This window comes from Bifidobacterium sp. ESL0769 (assembly GCF_029395495.1).
Classification (GTDB): domain Bacteria; phylum Actinomycetota; class Actinomycetes; order Actinomycetales; family Bifidobacteriaceae; genus Bifidobacterium.
On the sequence record NZ_CP113918.1, the window covers coordinates 685,700 to 699,981 of the forward strand.

At 54.5% G+C, this 14,282-nt stretch carries 9 protein-coding genes, 3 tRNA genes and 1 pseudogene; 8 read left to right on the plus strand and 5 right to left on the minus strand.

The features are described from left to right. Window positions 1–147 precede the first annotated feature (147 nt). The 3 genes from OZX72_RS02665 to OZX72_RS02675 all read right to left on the minus strand — a co-directional run bounded on the left by OZX72_RS02665 (window position 148) and on the right by OZX72_RS02675 (window position 1,165). Window positions 148–223 (minus strand) — tRNA-Phe (locus OZX72_RS02665). Between the two features lie 46 nt (window positions 224–269). Beyond that, window positions 270–343, minus strand: a tRNA-Asp gene (locus OZX72_RS02670). A 174-nt stretch (window positions 344–517) separates the two neighbouring features. Then, the gene (locus OZX72_RS02675; protein WP_277158877.1) at window positions 518–1,165 is read right to left on the minus strand and encodes a DUF4190 domain-containing protein; all 648 of its coding nucleotides are present in this window, start codon (window positions 1,163–1,165) and stop codon (window positions 518–520) included. Window positions 1,166–1,529: 364 nt separating this feature from the next. On the opposite strand from OZX72_RS02675, the pseudogene trmB reads away from it, so the two are divergent. The 8 genes and pseudogenes from trmB to cydC form a co-directional block, all read left to right on the plus strand. Next, a pseudogene (trmB, locus tag OZX72_RS02680) lies at window positions 1,530–2,306 on the plus strand (tRNA (guanosine(46)-N7)-methyltransferase TrmB); the annotation flags it as partial. Between the two features lie 97 nt (window positions 2,307–2,403). After that, window positions 2,404–2,475, plus strand: a tRNA-Glu gene (locus OZX72_RS02685). A gap of 413 nt (window positions 2,476–2,888) precedes the next feature. Then, the gene (locus tag OZX72_RS02690) at window positions 2,889–4,061 is read left to right on the plus strand and encodes an NAD(P)/FAD-dependent oxidoreductase (RefSeq protein WP_277158878.1); all 1,173 of its coding nucleotides are present in this window, start codon (window positions 2,889–2,891) and stop codon (window positions 4,059–4,061) included. 359 nt (window positions 4,062–4,420) lie between these two features. Next, complete coding sequence (locus OZX72_RS02695) at window positions 4,421–5,602, plus strand: NAD(P)/FAD-dependent oxidoreductase (protein WP_277158879.1); 1,182 nt, start codon at window positions 4,421–4,423, stop codon at window positions 5,600–5,602. Between the two features lie 82 nt (window positions 5,603–5,684). Then, window positions 5,685–7,115: a cytochrome ubiquinol oxidase subunit I gene (locus OZX72_RS02700; protein WP_277159342.1), complete on the plus strand. Its 1,431-nt coding sequence runs from the start codon at window positions 5,685–5,687 to the stop codon at window positions 7,113–7,115. After that, a complete protein-coding gene (gene cydB, locus OZX72_RS02705) occupies window positions 7,112–8,182 on the plus strand; it encodes a cytochrome d ubiquinol oxidase subunit II (protein ID WP_277158880.1) in 1,071 nt (356 codons plus the stop codon). Before OZX72_RS02700 ends, cydB begins: the two co-directional genes overlap by 4 nt. A 156-nt stretch (window positions 8,183–8,338) precedes the next feature. Further along, window positions 8,339–10,327, plus strand: a complete 1,989-nt coding sequence (locus OZX72_RS02710) for an ABC transporter ATP-binding protein/permease (protein WP_277158881.1) — start codon at window positions 8,339–8,341, stop codon at window positions 10,325–10,327. Between the two features lie 40 nt (window positions 10,328–10,367). Beyond that, a complete protein-coding gene (gene cydC, locus OZX72_RS02715; RefSeq protein ID WP_277158882.1) occupies window positions 10,368–12,299 on the plus strand; it encodes a thiol reductant ABC exporter subunit CydC in 1,932 nt (643 codons plus the stop codon). 140 nt (window positions 12,300–12,439) lie between these two features. Here the strand turns inward: cydC and OZX72_RS02720 are convergent, their stop codons facing one another. Both OZX72_RS02720 and OZX72_RS02725 read right to left on the minus strand, forming a co-directional pair. Further along, window positions 12,440–13,411 (minus strand): polyprenyl synthetase family protein, encoded by a 972-nt coding sequence (locus OZX72_RS02720; RefSeq protein WP_277158883.1) that lies wholly within the window; start codon window positions 13,409–13,411, stop codon window positions 12,440–12,442. 133 nt (window positions 13,412–13,544) lie between these two features. After that, the gene (locus OZX72_RS02725) at window positions 13,545–14,264 is read right to left on the minus strand and encodes an MgtC/SapB family protein (protein WP_277158884.1); all 720 of its coding nucleotides are present in this window, start codon (window positions 14,262–14,264) and stop codon (window positions 13,545–13,547) included. Window positions 14,265–14,282 lie beyond the last annotated feature (18 nt).

The window sequence follows — 14,282 nt, forward strand, 5'->3', positions numbered from 1 at the left end:
TCTGTTTTGTTTGTCGTCTTACTTGTGCTCGGAGGTGACTATTTTTCGAATCTGCTGGGTAAATGCTGGGTTTCGGCGGAAGCATCTCGTCGCTGAGAAACAAGAAAGCCTCGAAACCGTTGCAATTACTTGGTTTCGAGACCTGAGTGGTGGCTCCGAGCGGCATCGATCCGCTGACCTAACGATTTTCAGTCGTTCGCTCTACCAACTGAGCTACAGAGCCATGAATAAATCAAAAACCCGGCGAACCGGGCTTAAGACCATTCGAGCGACTCCGGCCAGACTTGAACTGGTGACCTCCGCCGTGACAGGGCGGCGCTCTAACCAACTGAGCTACGGAGCCGTGGCTTGCTTTCATCAAGCAGCCGAGTATTAATATTACTCAGAATCAGGCCAAACGCAACCCCGAAGCTGTTTCAGCGTGTCGCCTATGATGCCAATGATTTATACGTGATTGCCAAACGTTTGTAATGCAAAATAACCACTGCAATAAACAATCCCTGATTCACGAGCCGTTTCAAGCGGCGTTCGACAAGGCGGTCACGTCCGCGATGTTGCTCTCTTGCGCAAAGTCGTAGAGATAATAAGCGTAGTCCGTGTCCTCGTTATCGTCATCAGGGTCGTCGCCCTCGTCATCGTAGGGATCGGACTGGCAGTCCGAACCGTGACAATCGGAATCGTCGGTATCCAAATGGTGAACCGCATAGCCGAATGCCGAAAAGAAGATAATAACGAAGACGATGCTCAGGATTGTTGAAATCGCACCGATGACGAGCCCGGCGATGGCCATGGGCTTACTCTTCTCGCCGCTGTGGTTGATCTGGACGAGCGCGACCACGGAAAGCACCAGCCCGATAAGCGGCATAAAGAAGGAAAGTATGAAACCGACGATGCACATGGTGTTCCATTTTTGCTCCGGTGCCGGGGCATAGTAACCCTGCAGCGTCACCGGAGGCACCGCGCCAGGTCCCGTCGGACCGGTAGGCGGCATCGTGGGGACGGCAGGTGGCACTTGGCCGTATGCCTGATAATCGGGCATCTGCGGGTTCATGCCAGCATCTTGGAACTGGGGCTGCGGGTTTGTCTGCTGGCCGGCGTCACCATATTGATAGTTGAACTGATTCGGCTGCGTGGGTGGGTTTGCGTTGAAATCGTCGTTGTTCATAGCCAACAGTCTACGCTCGCGTAGTGAATTTGCGGAACAGGTCGCCATTACTCGAGTCGAGCTCAACAACACTTATAGATGTGTTGAATTATATGGAATTATTATTGGTTTCTGTGTCATTGAATTGACCGTCTCGGCGTGAATGTCAAGGTCTGATATGTGAGTGGAAGGGAAGCCTATAGTTTACGCACTTACGCCGAATTTTGGGAACGTCATTGATGCTTCCGCCATCGAATTAGTGTTCTACGTGCTTGTTGATGAGCGATATTTAAGCTAGCTGACCCGGCAACCCACGAGCGCGCATTGAAGTCACGGGGTCCGCCTTCCGTTAAACTAGTGGTTCGTGCAGGAAAACGACAAAAGAATTCATCACGTGCTCTCATACGTCCGGCGAACGGGTCGTCTCGACGACCGCCTCAAGCGGGCCTGGCAGCGATATTCGCCCGATTTTCTGCTTGATATCAATGCGGGGGAGGGCCTGCTCGACGTGAGGTCGGGATTTGCGTTCGACCGCGATTTCGTGTGTAACGCCTGGGGCAACGAACATCCGCTGGTCGTTGAAATCGGTACGGGCCAGGGCGAGAACATCATCGCTGCCGCGCAATCTCACCCCGAAACTAATTTCCTTGCGGTGGAAGTCTACGACCCGGGCGTCGCCCATACGATGCTGCGCGCCGGCAAGCTCGGATTGACCAATCTTCGTATCGCTCAGATCAATGCGCCAGAGCTCTTCAAGGTGAGTGAGCCAGGCGTGACCGACGAAATCTGGACGTTTTTCCCCGACCCTTGGCCTAAAATGCGTCATCACAAGCGTCGCATCGTCCAGCCAGCGCTCGCGACGGATATCCGTAAGGCGCTGAGCGAGGGAAACGTGTGGAGGCTTGCCACCGACATCGAGGATTACGCTCTGCACGTCCACGAAGTGATGGACGGCCGCCCCGATTTCGCCAATGCCGGCACCCTCACCGTTTCGCTGCCTACCGAGCACGTCGGCAAGGGAACGGCGGACAAGGCCACGTCGCTGCCTCACGCCGATTTCAAGGAATCGGAACGCTACGAGGGCCGTGTGCTCACCAATTTCGAGAAGAAGGGTTTGGCGGCTGGCCGGGTGATTCACGATTTCACGTACCGCGCCGTTTGAGACCGTAGGCGGCAAGAGTATTGCAATTGTGTGACGATTGACAACACGCCGGGACTTGCTGTAATCGCGTTCGTATTTTACACTGAATAGGTTGTTAGCCCCCCTCGTCTAACGGTTAGGACACCAGACTTTCAATCTGACAACAAGAGTTCGACTCTCTTGGGGGGTACTTTTTCAAGAGTTTTCAAGATTTCTCAATCATTATTTTTCGTCCGTTTCGGTTCTTGCGTCTAATTTCTGCCTGAGGGCTGTTCCTTTTATTCTTTCGGCAGCGTTTCGATACACTTTGGAAGACGGTTTCGATCTGTGCTTGTGTGATGGCAGTACTCTTCTTTTCGTCGGTGTTGACCTCGTCGACAATCCATAAGGCAAACATTTTCTCGTGAAACCGCAAGCGCAGTATATTTTGTGAAATATGTCATATTGGGTAGCCGAATCGTGCATAAATGTATCTGATTCTGCAATTTAAATCGTTTTTTTTATCATAGAAAGATATTTTAAAACTGTAAGTAATTAGGCAAGTGCGAATGCAGAATGAATTGGTATTCGCTTTTATATAATTCCCAACGGAGGGGGTTTGTGATGACTACAATCGTTATTCTTGGCGCGGGCTACGGCGGTATGCGTGCCGCGAAGCAACTGGCCAAAGCCAATGTCGAAGCCGACATCATCCTGGTCAACAAGAATCCGTACCATTACCAGTCCACGGAACTGCACGAAGTGGCTGCGGGCACCAAGGAACCCGACCAGATCACGTTCGACGTGCGCAAGGCTGTGGATCCGAAAGTCAAAGTGGTCATTGATGAGGTCACCAAGGTCGACCAGGACGCCAAGAAGGTGGAGCTTAAGAATAGTGAACCGCTTTCTTACGATTACCTGGTCAATGCGCTGGGCTTCGAGTCCGAGACGTTCGGCATCAAAGGCGCTGAGGAGAACGGCTGGCCGCTGATTGATATCGATACCGCCGTGGCCGCGCGCAAGCATCTGGAAGACACGTTGAAGAACTACAAGACCAGCCATGACGAAAACGACCTGCACATCGTGGTCTGCGGAGCAGGCTTCACGTCCATTGAGTATTTGGGCGAGCTGGTCTATCGCATGCCCGACCTCGCCAAGGAATATGATTTTCCGATTGACAAAGTGAAGATCGACTGCATCGAAGCCACTCCGAAGATTTTGCCGATGTTCGATCCGAAACTGGCGGATTGGGGTGTGAAGTACCTCGAAGACCATGGCGTCACTTTCCACGCCGGTACGCCGATCACCGAGGTCAAGCCGAACGCCGTGATGAGCAACGACACCGCCTTCCCGGCGAATACCATCATCTGGACCACCGGCGTGCGTGGCAGCAGTGTGATCGCCGACTCGGGTTATGACCAGAAGCGCAACCGCGTGGTGGTTCAGGATGATTTGTCGGTGAAGGGCCACCCTGAGGAGTTCCTCGTCGGCGACGTTTCCGCCGTCCCGAACCCGGACAACGGGCGCCTTTACCCGACCACGGCGCAGATTTCCATAGCTGAGGCCGACACCGCCGCGGATAATATCGTCGCGCGCATTCAAGGCAAGGATCCCAAGAAGTTCGTCTTCAAATCCTTGGGCACGCTCTGCTCGCTTGGACCCAAGACGGGCATCGCCGAAGTCGATATGGGCGGTCATTGGAAGCTCAAGGGCGCGAAGGCATCGGTGGCGAAGAAGGCCGTAGCCGACCGTTCCGTCACCGAGCTGACGGACGTCTCCGGGATTATGAAGGAATAGCAGAACCCTGGAATCATTCAAAGTCTTGGGGACGTATTTGGAGGTGCCAATCTTCCAGATACGTCCTCATTATAAGTTGCTTATGATTATCGATTGATGTTTATTCAACTGTGGTCTCGTAGTCGTTTGATGCTTTGCTGCGACCCCTCGGCTTTTCGGCTTTAGGCCGGGAAGAACAGTCACTTACGTGAGATATGCCATAAAAGAATCGAAATTTCGGTTTTCCTCGGTTTTTTGCTCAATTTTAATCGTTTTTTGTTCAGCTTGCCATATATTGTTGGAAGGTGTTGGCAGTGATGGCGCCTGTCTTTTTTTTGAAGCCATCGTTCGTGTTTAAGCTATAAGGAAAAGTGATTGGAATGAAGAGAATCGTAGTTCTTGGCGCGGGTTACGCCGGTATGCGTACGGTTAAAAAATTGACCGGTATGAATGTCGACGCCCAAATCGTACTCATCAACAAGAATCCGTACCATTACCAGACCACCGAGCTGCACGAGGTGGCCGCCGGAACGAAAGAACCGGCAGATATTACCTTTGACATCGCCAATACGTTTGCCAAAAAGAAAAACGTTCAAGTACTCATCGACGAGGTCATCCGCGTCGATCAGAACGCCAAGAGCATCGTGCTGAAGAACAATGCCCCGATTCGATACGATTATCTGGTCAACGCGTTGGGCTTCGAATCCGAGACCTTCGGCATTCCCGGCGCCAGTGAGAACGGCTGGCCGTTGATCGATATCGATACCGCGATGGCGGCACGTGCCCATCTTGAAAACACGCTCAAGCGTTATAAGAGGAGTCGCGATCCCAACGACCTGCGCATTATCGTGTGCGGCGCCGGCTTCACCAGCATCGAATACCTGGGCGAAATCGTCTATCGTATGCCCAAGCTCGCCAAGAAGTATGGTTTCCCTCGCAATCAGGTCAAGATCGACTGCATTGAGGCCGGACCCAAGATTCTCGGCATGTTCAACCAGAATCTTGCCCAGTGGGCAGTCCGGTATCTCGAAAAGAGGGGAGTAACCTTCCACGTCTCCACTCCGATCACCGAGGTCAGGCCGAACTCCGTGATGAGCAATGACCAGGAATTCCCGGCCAACACCATCATTTGGACCACCGGCGTGCACGGCAGCCACGTCATCGCCGACTCCGGTTACGAACAGAAGCGTAATCGTGTGGTCGTCGCCGACGACCTGCGAGTCGCCGGTCAGCCCGACCAGTTCCTCATTGGAGACGTTTCCGGCGTGCCGAATCCGGAGAATGGTCGTCTTTATCCGACTACTGCTCAAATTTCCATTGCCCAGGCCGATTGCGTTGCGGAAAACCTTGTCGCACTGATGAACGGGCAACCCACCAAGAAGTTCGTCTTCAAAGCGCTCGGCACTGTTTGCTCGCTGGGGCCGAAAGCCGGAATTGCATCGATTGACATGTTTGGCCACTGGAGTCTGAAGGGATGGATTGCCAGCGTCGCCAAAAAGTTCATCGCAGACCGTGCGGTGTTGGAATTGGGCAACATTCGTACTATGCTGGAAAGCGATTAATTCTACGCCTTTATAAGTAAGGAATAGTTGGGAAGAAAGGATTAACATGACTGTTCTAGGGCTATCGCGATTCCAGTTCGCGATGACGACGGTCTTCCACTTCTTCTTCGTACCGTTAACCATTGGCTTGGCCTTCACCGTAGCCGTTATGGAAACGTTATACGTAGTGAAGAGGAAATATATTTATAAGCGCATGGCGATGTTTTGGGGGAAGATTTTCCTCCTCGGCTTCGCTGTGGGCGTAGTGACCGGCATCATTCAGGAATTCCAGTTTGGTATGAACTGGTCGAACTACTCGCGTTTTATGGGAGACATCTTCGGAGCGCCGCTGGCTATTGAGGCCCTGCTGGCGTTCTTCATGGAGTCCACCTTCATCGGTGTCTGGATGTTCACTTGGAAGCGCTTCAAGCCGGGTCTGCACGTCGTCTTCATCTGGCTGACCTGGTTCGGCTCCACGTGCTCCGCCATTTGGATTCTTGCGGCGAATAGCTTCATGCAGAACCCTGTTGGCTTTGGCATCAACAAGAAGACTGGTCATGCCGAAATGACGAATTTCGCAGCGGTTATCGGCAATCCACAGCTTTGGCGTGAATTCCCGCACGTCGCCACCGGCGCATTGATGCTTGGCGGCATGGTCGTTGTGGGCATGAGCGCTTTCGGCTTCATGCACAAGAATGCCGACAGGGCTTTCTTCACCCGTTCGATTCGCGTCGGCGCCATCATTGCGCTGATCGGCTCCATTCTCGTCATCATCACCGGCGATCTGCAGACCCTCGAGATCATCAAGGATCAGCCGATGAAGTTCGCTGCTACCGAAGGTATTTATGAGGACCTCAAGAGCCCGGCACCGTGGATGGTCGTCGGTCTCATCAATGAAGGTGCCCACAAGTCCGCCGGTATCGAGATTCCTGGCATGCTCTCCCTGCTTGCGTTCCACAAGCTTTATGGCGGAACCATCCAAGGCATGAACACCCTGAACGAGCAGTTCAAGGGTGAAGGTGGCAAGATCATCAAGAACGGCATCGCTCATCCTGAGATTTCCGATTACTACGTGCCCACCAACGTGCTGTTCTGGAGCTTCCGCTTCATGGCCGCCGTCGGTTTCGCTGTGCTGATTCTTGCAATCTGCACGCTGTGGTTCACCCGCAAGTCCAAGAACACCCTGGCGGATAGCCGCTGGAAGCTCTGGATTCTGGGTATCTGCACCTATCTGCCGTTCATCGGCACCACTGGTGGCTGGCTCATCACTGAGCTCGGTCGTTATCCGTGGATTGTCTATGGCCTGCAGACCATCGCCGATGCCGTCTCGCCGACGGCAACCGTGCCAAGCCTGCTGTTCACCAATATTGTGTACTTCCTGCTCTTCTGCCTCATGGGCGGCGTGATGATCTTCTACTCCCGTCGTGTGCTTTGGCAAGGTCCGGAACCGGAAACGGGAGATACTATGCAAAAGGCTACTGCGGATGCGCATGTTGGCGCCCATGCAGCCAATAGAAAGGTGGCGTTGGCATGACCACGTTTCTCGCTAAGCCATTGATTGATGGCAACAATTTCTTGCAATTGTTGTGGTTCTTTGTGATTGCATTGGTATTCGCCATCTTCCTCTTCCTTGACGGCATCGATTTTGGTGTCGGCATGGCAACCCGAGTGCTCGCCCACAACGGCGACGAACGTGCGCTCTACATGCGTGCGGTCGGCCCCCATTGGGACGGCAACGAGGTCTGGCTCATCACCGGCGGCGGCGCGATGTTCGCGTCCTTCCCGCTGTGGTATGCAAGCCTCTTCTCCGGCTACTACCTACTGCTCTTCATCGTGCTTGTCGGCCTCATTCTGCGTGGCGTCTCCTTTGAGTTCGCCGCACACTCGGTCACCGATCGTGAACGCAGCGTCTGGCAGTGGGCCAACTTCGCCGGCAGTGTCATCGCGCCGTTCGGTCTGGGCATGATGCTCACCAGCGTCATCCAGGGCGTCCCGATGGATGCTCAGGGCAACGTTCACGCCGGTTTCTTCGACGTGGTCAACCTGCTTTCCATCGTCGGCGGCGTGGCTGTAGTGTTCTTCAGCTTCCTGCACGGCCTGCACTTCCTGAGCCTCAAGCTCGACGCGAAGACGTCCGAGAGGATGCTCAACACCTCCAAGAAGGTCTACTGGATTGCTTACCCGGCTCTGGTGATCTTCGTCATCCTGGCGTTCATCTTCACCGATTTCTATCAGCGTCGCACCAAGTCGACACTGCTGATCACCGTGGTCATTCTGGCTGCGACGATTTGCGGACATATTGCCGCGTACAAGAAGCGTGGCGGTTTCGCCTTCATTTCTTCGGGCGTCACCCTTGTCGGCATCATCGCCTTCATCTTCAACGGGCTTTTCCCGAACGTGATGATCGCGACCGATCCGTCCAAGAGCCTCGCTGTGTCTGTGGCTTCGTCTTCGCAGTACACGCTGGAAATCATGACCATCGTGCTTTGCTGCTTGCTGCCGATTGTCTTGATCTACTTCATCTGGTCCTATTTCATCATGAGGAAGCGTCTGCTCACGGACAATTCGCCGGCGGCCATCAAGGCGGCTTTGGCGCAATAACGAACGAAAGTTCGTCTTTGATGATTGAACAATGAAATCAAGGCCCGATGCCCTTTCCGTGCACCAGTGAATGTGCAATAATATTCACTGGTGCGGCGGAAAGCATCGGGTTTTCTTTGTCTAAAAAATTATCCGTTTTAAAGTATCTGTTAATAGTTGGGACTGGCCGTGATCGATAAAAGTCTATTCAGGTTCGACGGGGTGCGGCAACGCATGGGGCTTCTCGCCTTGCTTTCGCTGCTTCAGGCGTTGTGTATCGTCGGGCAGGCCCACGGTTTGGCTCGAGGGCTGGTGGAGATCTGGAAGCTGCACGCCGTCTCGACGCTTGTAGGCCCGGCCATCGAATTCCTCGCTTTTTACGCGCTGCGTCACTTCTGTGATGTGGCCAAGCAGAGAATCTCGAGCAAATACGGCAAATACGTGGCCGGCCAGATTCGCCCGCAACTGCAGGAAAAAATCTTCCGCCTGGGCCCGCAGGCGCTGGCTTCGCGCGGCACCGGTTCGACGGTGACGATGCTGATTGACGGACTTGATCAGGTCAAAAGCTATATCGAAATCCTTCTGCCGAAAATGACCGACATGATGATCATTTCGCTGGTCATTCTCGTGGGTGTATGGTGGCAAGACTGGGTCAGCGGGCTGATTCTTCTGTTGATGTACCCGCTCATCATCTTCTTTATGGTCATTCTCGGTCTCGCCGCCCGTGACCGTTCCAACAAGCAATACGCCCAGTTCAACATTCTCAATACCAAATTTGTCGACAGCATTCTGGGCCTGCCGACCTTGAAGATGCTCGGTGTTGACAAGGAATACGAAGGCGAGATCTACAGCGTCAGCGAACGCTTTCGCAAACGCACCATCGACGTACTCAAGGTCGCTATGACCTCCACTTTCGCGTTGGATTGGTTCACGACGCTGGGTATCGCCATTATGGCGGTATTTTTGGGCTTGCGGCTGGTCAATGGAACTATGCCGCTTTTCCCGGCCATGTTCGCGCTGATCATGGCCCCCGATTACTTCCTGCCGGTGCGTCAGTTCGGCGATAACTATCACGCCACCCTCGACGGCAAGAACGCCTTGCACGACATCATGAGCTTCATCGACAGCCCTGAGACTCCTCAGGATACCGAAACCAAGTGGGAGGGCTGGAAGGCCGACAGCGAGCTCAAGCTCGAGGGCATCGACTTCGCCTATCCGGTCGGTAGCAAACCAGCAGGCGATGACACGCAATCCGTGGCCAGTCATAGCGTTGCTATGAACGCGGTGGAGCAGCAGCGTGAGAACGAGGACGATAAAAAGTCTGATGATTCCTCAGAATCCAAAGATGATTCTAAGACGGATTCCAAATCCAGGCGTCACCGCGGACGTGGCAAAAAGGATGCCAAACCGATTGAGGCTGATGCCGATGGCAAAGCCGTCGCGGCCCAAGCATTGACGCAACCCGACGCCTTACATCATGTTTCGATGGATTTCAAAGGCTATGGCAAAATCGCCGTCATCGGCAAATCTGGTGCCGGCAAATCGACATTGGTCAACCTGCTCGCCGGATTCAACACCCCGCACGCTGGTTCCATCGAACTCGACGGAAACAGACTCGAGAATTTCAACGTTGCCGCGTGGCAGCGCCATATCAGCTATATTCCGCAGACGCCGTACATTTTCAGCGGATCAATCGCCGACAACATCCGCTTCTATGTGAGTGACGCCAGCAATGACGACGTCAACGCGGCCGCCCATGAAGCCGGACTAGACGAATGGTTAGGGGAACTGACTGACGGACTCGACACTCTGATCGGTGAGGGCAACCGCGGCATCAGTGGCGGACAGGCGCAGCGCATCGCGCTTGCCCGAGTCCTGCTCGACAAGTCCCGCGAAGTGCTGCTTTTTGACGAGCCAACCGCACACCTCGATATCGAAACCGAATACGACCTTAAAAAGACGTTGCTGCCGATCATGGAGAATCATCTGGTCATCCTTGCCACGCACCGTCTGCATTGGCTGGCGAACGTCGACCAAGTGCTGGTACTCGACGAAGGTCAGGTGGTCGAATCCGGAACGCCCAAGGAACTGATTGGGGCAGGCGGCCCGTTGGACCACCTCATCGGTGAGATGGGAGGAAACCAGATTGACCAATATCTCAACTGAATCATCAAGCAATCTGAACGTGAACCCATCCAAGGCAACTATGAACCCAGCGAATATCAATAACGGCGGCAACGCAGCGATTTCGACCGGCGCGAAAACTGCGAACGGTCGTAATGAGAATAGCAAGGCAAACGGCGGCAAGAGTGAAACCGTCGTCGTAACGCCTTCGGTATCGTCCTCATCGTCAACGCAGAGCAAGACGAAACTGCGCGATTATCTCAAAATCTGGAACAATGACCACTGGTTCTGGCCGTATCTGAAGGAAAACAAGCGTACGCTTGCCCTGATTTTCTTCCTTGGGTCCATGACTTTCGTGTGCGCCGCGGCCTTGATGTTTACCGCCGGTTACCTTATCAATCGTTCCGCGCGCATGCCTTATAACATCCTTATGGTCTACGTGCCCATCGTGCTCACGCGCGCTTTCGGCATCGGCCGGCCCGTCTTTAAATACGTCGAACAGCTTAAAAGCCACGATTGGGTGCTCCACGTCATCTCCAAGTTGCGTGTGCAGCTTTACCGCACCCTTTCCAAGGACGCAGCATTTTTGAACGAGCATGAGCGTACGGGCAGTGTGCTGAGCCTTTTGGCAGACGATCTCGACCACCTCGAGAACTTCTACCTGCGCACCATTTTCCCCACTGTGGTGGCCTATATCCTCTGGATTATCGTCACTATCGCCATGGGCATCTTCTCATGGGTCTCCTCGCTCCTGCTCTTCCTGATGCTCGCGCTGGTGCTGATCCTTATCCCGCTGGTCTCGCTGAGCTTCTCTACCGGCCATTTCGCGCTCGAAAAGCAGCAGCAGGCGCAGGAATACACCAAGGTCACCGAAAGCTACCTTGGCTTAAGCGACTGGGTCATCACCCACAAAGACAAGGACTTCATTGCCATCGGGGCCGACGAATACCGGCGCATCCAGGAGAGCAAGGACCAGCAGAAGACCTTTGAACGTTGGCGCAACTTTGCCATCCAGCTCGTTTTCGGCGTCATCGCCATCGGTTTGATGGTCGGTGCCGGATTGACGATGACGGGTTCCAAGTCCATCGCCGACTGGTCCGCCTCCATCGTGCTCGCCGTTTTCCCGCTGGTTGACTGCTTCATCAACGTGGCTCAGGCGGCTGCGGAAGTGCCGCTATACAGTGATTCGCTCGAACACCTGAACGACCTGACCAACCGCGTCGAATCTCGCCAGCACGAGCCGGTCAAACAGCAAAAGCTCAATGACCCCATTGAATCCATCGATTTTGACCATGTCACTTTCGCCTACGGCCCGGGCCAGCCGACACTGCTCGACGATTTCACCTTGCATATCAAGGCGGGAGAGAAGGTCGCTCTGCTTGGCCCCAGCGGCGAAGGCAAGACCACGATCCTTCAGCTGCTGCTCGGTGATTTGACCCCCCAAGCCGGCTCCATTACCATCAATGGCATCCCCGTAGCAGCCTTGCAGGATGAGCGTGCCCGTATTTTCGGTTACCTGAACCAGCAGGCGTTCCTTTTCAACTCCACCATCGCTGAAAATGTGCGTCTGGGCGCTCCCGATGCCACCGACGACGACGTGTGGGCAGCACTTAAGGCTGTGCAGCTTGACGATGCCGTGCGTGCGCTTCCCGACGGCATCGACACCTCCGTTTCGGAAGCGGGGCAGCGCTTCTCCGGTGGTCAGCGTCAGCGCATTGCCTTGGCTCGTATCGTCTTGAAGGACACCCCGGTAATCTTGCTGGATGAGCCGACAATCGGCCTCGACCCGATCACTGAACGTGAGCTGATGTCGATGATCTTCTCCGCTGCCGGCGACCGCACGATGCTCTGGGTCACCCACCATCTGCAAGGGCTCGAGCAGTCCGACAAGGTCATCTTCCTCGACAATGGCAAAATCGCCATGCAAGGTGCACCAACCGAGCTCTATCGCACTAATGAAAGGTTCCGTGAGCTCTACCGTCTTGACGTCGGCGAGCTGGAAACGGCGCGGTGAGTGGACGTAGAAGGCACAACAAAAAGCTGGTTTCGGCAATATAACTAAACAATACAAAATCGGCGGATGGAAGGCTCTACATGAGCATTCATCCGCCGATTATTTTGTTGTGCCTTATTCGATGCCGATGTTTCCGAGCTTTAGAGCGTAGCGATGTATTTGTCGATGACGTCGACCAGAGCTTTCACGGTGCCGGCGTTGACGGGCGGGTACTGTGAGTCGGCGATGACGTCTTTGGCGGCTTCAAGATGCTGCAGCGCCTCGTTTTTGGCGCTGTCGATGAACTGGGGATTGGCCTTGAAGTAGTCGAGCACCTTGAGCGGATCGTCGAGTTTGACGATGTCGACAAATGAGGGGTCGGCCGCAATCGCAAGAATGACCGGCAAGGTATAGATGCCGTCGCGAATGTCTTCAAGCTTCGGCTTGCCGGTGTCGTGCGCGACGTTGAAATCCTCCACATCGTCCAGAATCTGGAAAGCGATGCCCAAGTGCTCGCCGAATTTTGACCCTTGCTCAAGTGTTTTCTCATCCGGGGAGTCAGTAGTCAGCTTGATGCCGGTGATGGCAGCCAGGCGGAAAAGCGCGGCCGTTTTGCCGGTGATGGCGCGTTCGTAGTATTCCTTGGTGGTGTCGAGGTTGTGCCGGGTAGATTCCTGCAGCAGGTCGCCGGAGACGATTTCATTGACGGTGTGCGCCTGTTCGACGATGAATGCCGTGCTGGGTGCGATGGTCGCGATGATTTCCATATAACGCGAAAGAATGAGATCGCCCAGGTAAATCGCTGCCTTGTTGCCGCGGATGGTTTGAATGGTCGGCTGATTGCGGCGTATGGAAGCGTTGTCGAGTACATCGTCGTGTACCAAAGTGGCCAGATGCAGCATTTCGATGGCCGCCGCGCCGGTGATGACCTTGTCGTCGACGTGATGAGACTTGCCGTTTTGGACGACGTAGGAGAAAAGCAATACCAGAGAGGCACGGATCATCTTGCCGTGGTTGTCGAGCAGATGGCGGTAGTCCTCTCGGTAGGGGGTGACATGATCCTCTTCTGCGTGCATCGTTTGCACCACGCGCTTTAGATCATCGCGCAACAGGAGTTCCTGTTGATTTGGCATGCGTACCTGACCTCTCGAAAGTCTTGAATAATCAGACGAACGTACCTAATATAGCATGATGGTCGAAATAAATGTGCTGAAACGGCAAAAGCGTTCCACTCAGCTGTGACGACTGGCTTAGATTCACGCTATGTCAATCGTTATTATTGATTCGTGTGATGGAAATCACCCCATCGATGTCGCTCAGGTCTCCAATCAGCTCCTTGCTATCGCGCCCGCGCACCTCAAGATCTGCGGAAACAACGTGCCCGCGGCTGCCGGGCTCCTCATCCTTATCATCTTTGGATTTTCTGGTCGAAAAGCCTTCGACGGAGACCCCATGCTGAGCGCAGACTGAAAGGATTGAACGCAGGATGCCGTGGCCGTCGCGATAGCGCAAACGCAGCATGTCGTCGCTGCCGACGCCGGGGGCGATGAGCTTGGTGAGGAAGGGCAGAAGCATGACGGCCAGGAAATAGAGAGCCGTGCATGCCAGGGCCGGTACGAAGAGGCCGGCGCCACAGGCCGAACCGATGGCCGCAGTCATCCAGATGGAAGCGGCTGTGGTCAGGCCGCGCACGTGGTTGCGTTGGGTGAAGACGACGCCAGCGCCGATGAAGCCGATGCCTGAAACGATCTGCGCGGCCACACGTGCCGCATCCACCCTGATATTGGGGGAGGCCGTGAGCATGTCGATGAAGCCGTACTTGCTGATGATGACGAACAGAGCCGAGCCGACGCCCACGAGGGCATGTGTGCGTGTGCCGGCATCCTTGTGTCTGGCTTGCCGCTCGAAGCCTATGAGGGTGGAGAGAACCAACGCCTCGAAAAGATAAAGGGCCTGCCATCCCCACGTTGCCAGTTGTGCTTCCATTCCGTTCCCTCCTCTTGT

Excerpts from the sequence above, each read along its gene's own strand:
- OZX72_RS02720 (WP_277158883.1), bottom strand. The coding sequence starts at position 13,411 with ATGCCAAATCAACAGGAACTCCTGTTGCGCGATGATCTAAAGCGCGTG.
- OZX72_RS02725 (WP_277158884.1), bottom strand. The coding sequence starts at position 14,264 with ATGGAAGCACAACTGGCAACGTGGGGATGGCAGGCCCTTTATCTTTTC.
- cydB (WP_277158880.1), top strand. The coding sequence starts at position 7,112 with ATGACCACGTTTCTCGCTAAGCCATTGATTGATGGCAACAATTTCTTG.
- cydC (WP_277158882.1), top strand. The coding sequence starts at position 10,368 with ATGAACCCAGCGAATATCAATAACGGCGGCAACGCAGCGATTTCGACC.
- OZX72_RS02675 (WP_277158877.1), bottom strand. The coding sequence starts at position 1,165 with ATGAACAACGACGATTTCAACGCAAACCCACCCACGCAGCCGAATCAG.
- OZX72_RS02695 (WP_277158879.1), top strand. The coding sequence starts at position 4,421 with ATGAAGAGAATCGTAGTTCTTGGCGCGGGTTACGCCGGTATGCGTACG.
- OZX72_RS02690 (WP_277158878.1), top strand. The coding sequence starts at position 2,889 with ATGACTACAATCGTTATTCTTGGCGCGGGCTACGGCGGTATGCGTGCC.
- OZX72_RS02700 (WP_277159342.1), top strand. The coding sequence starts at position 5,685 with ATGACGACGGTCTTCCACTTCTTCTTCGTACCGTTAACCATTGGCTTG.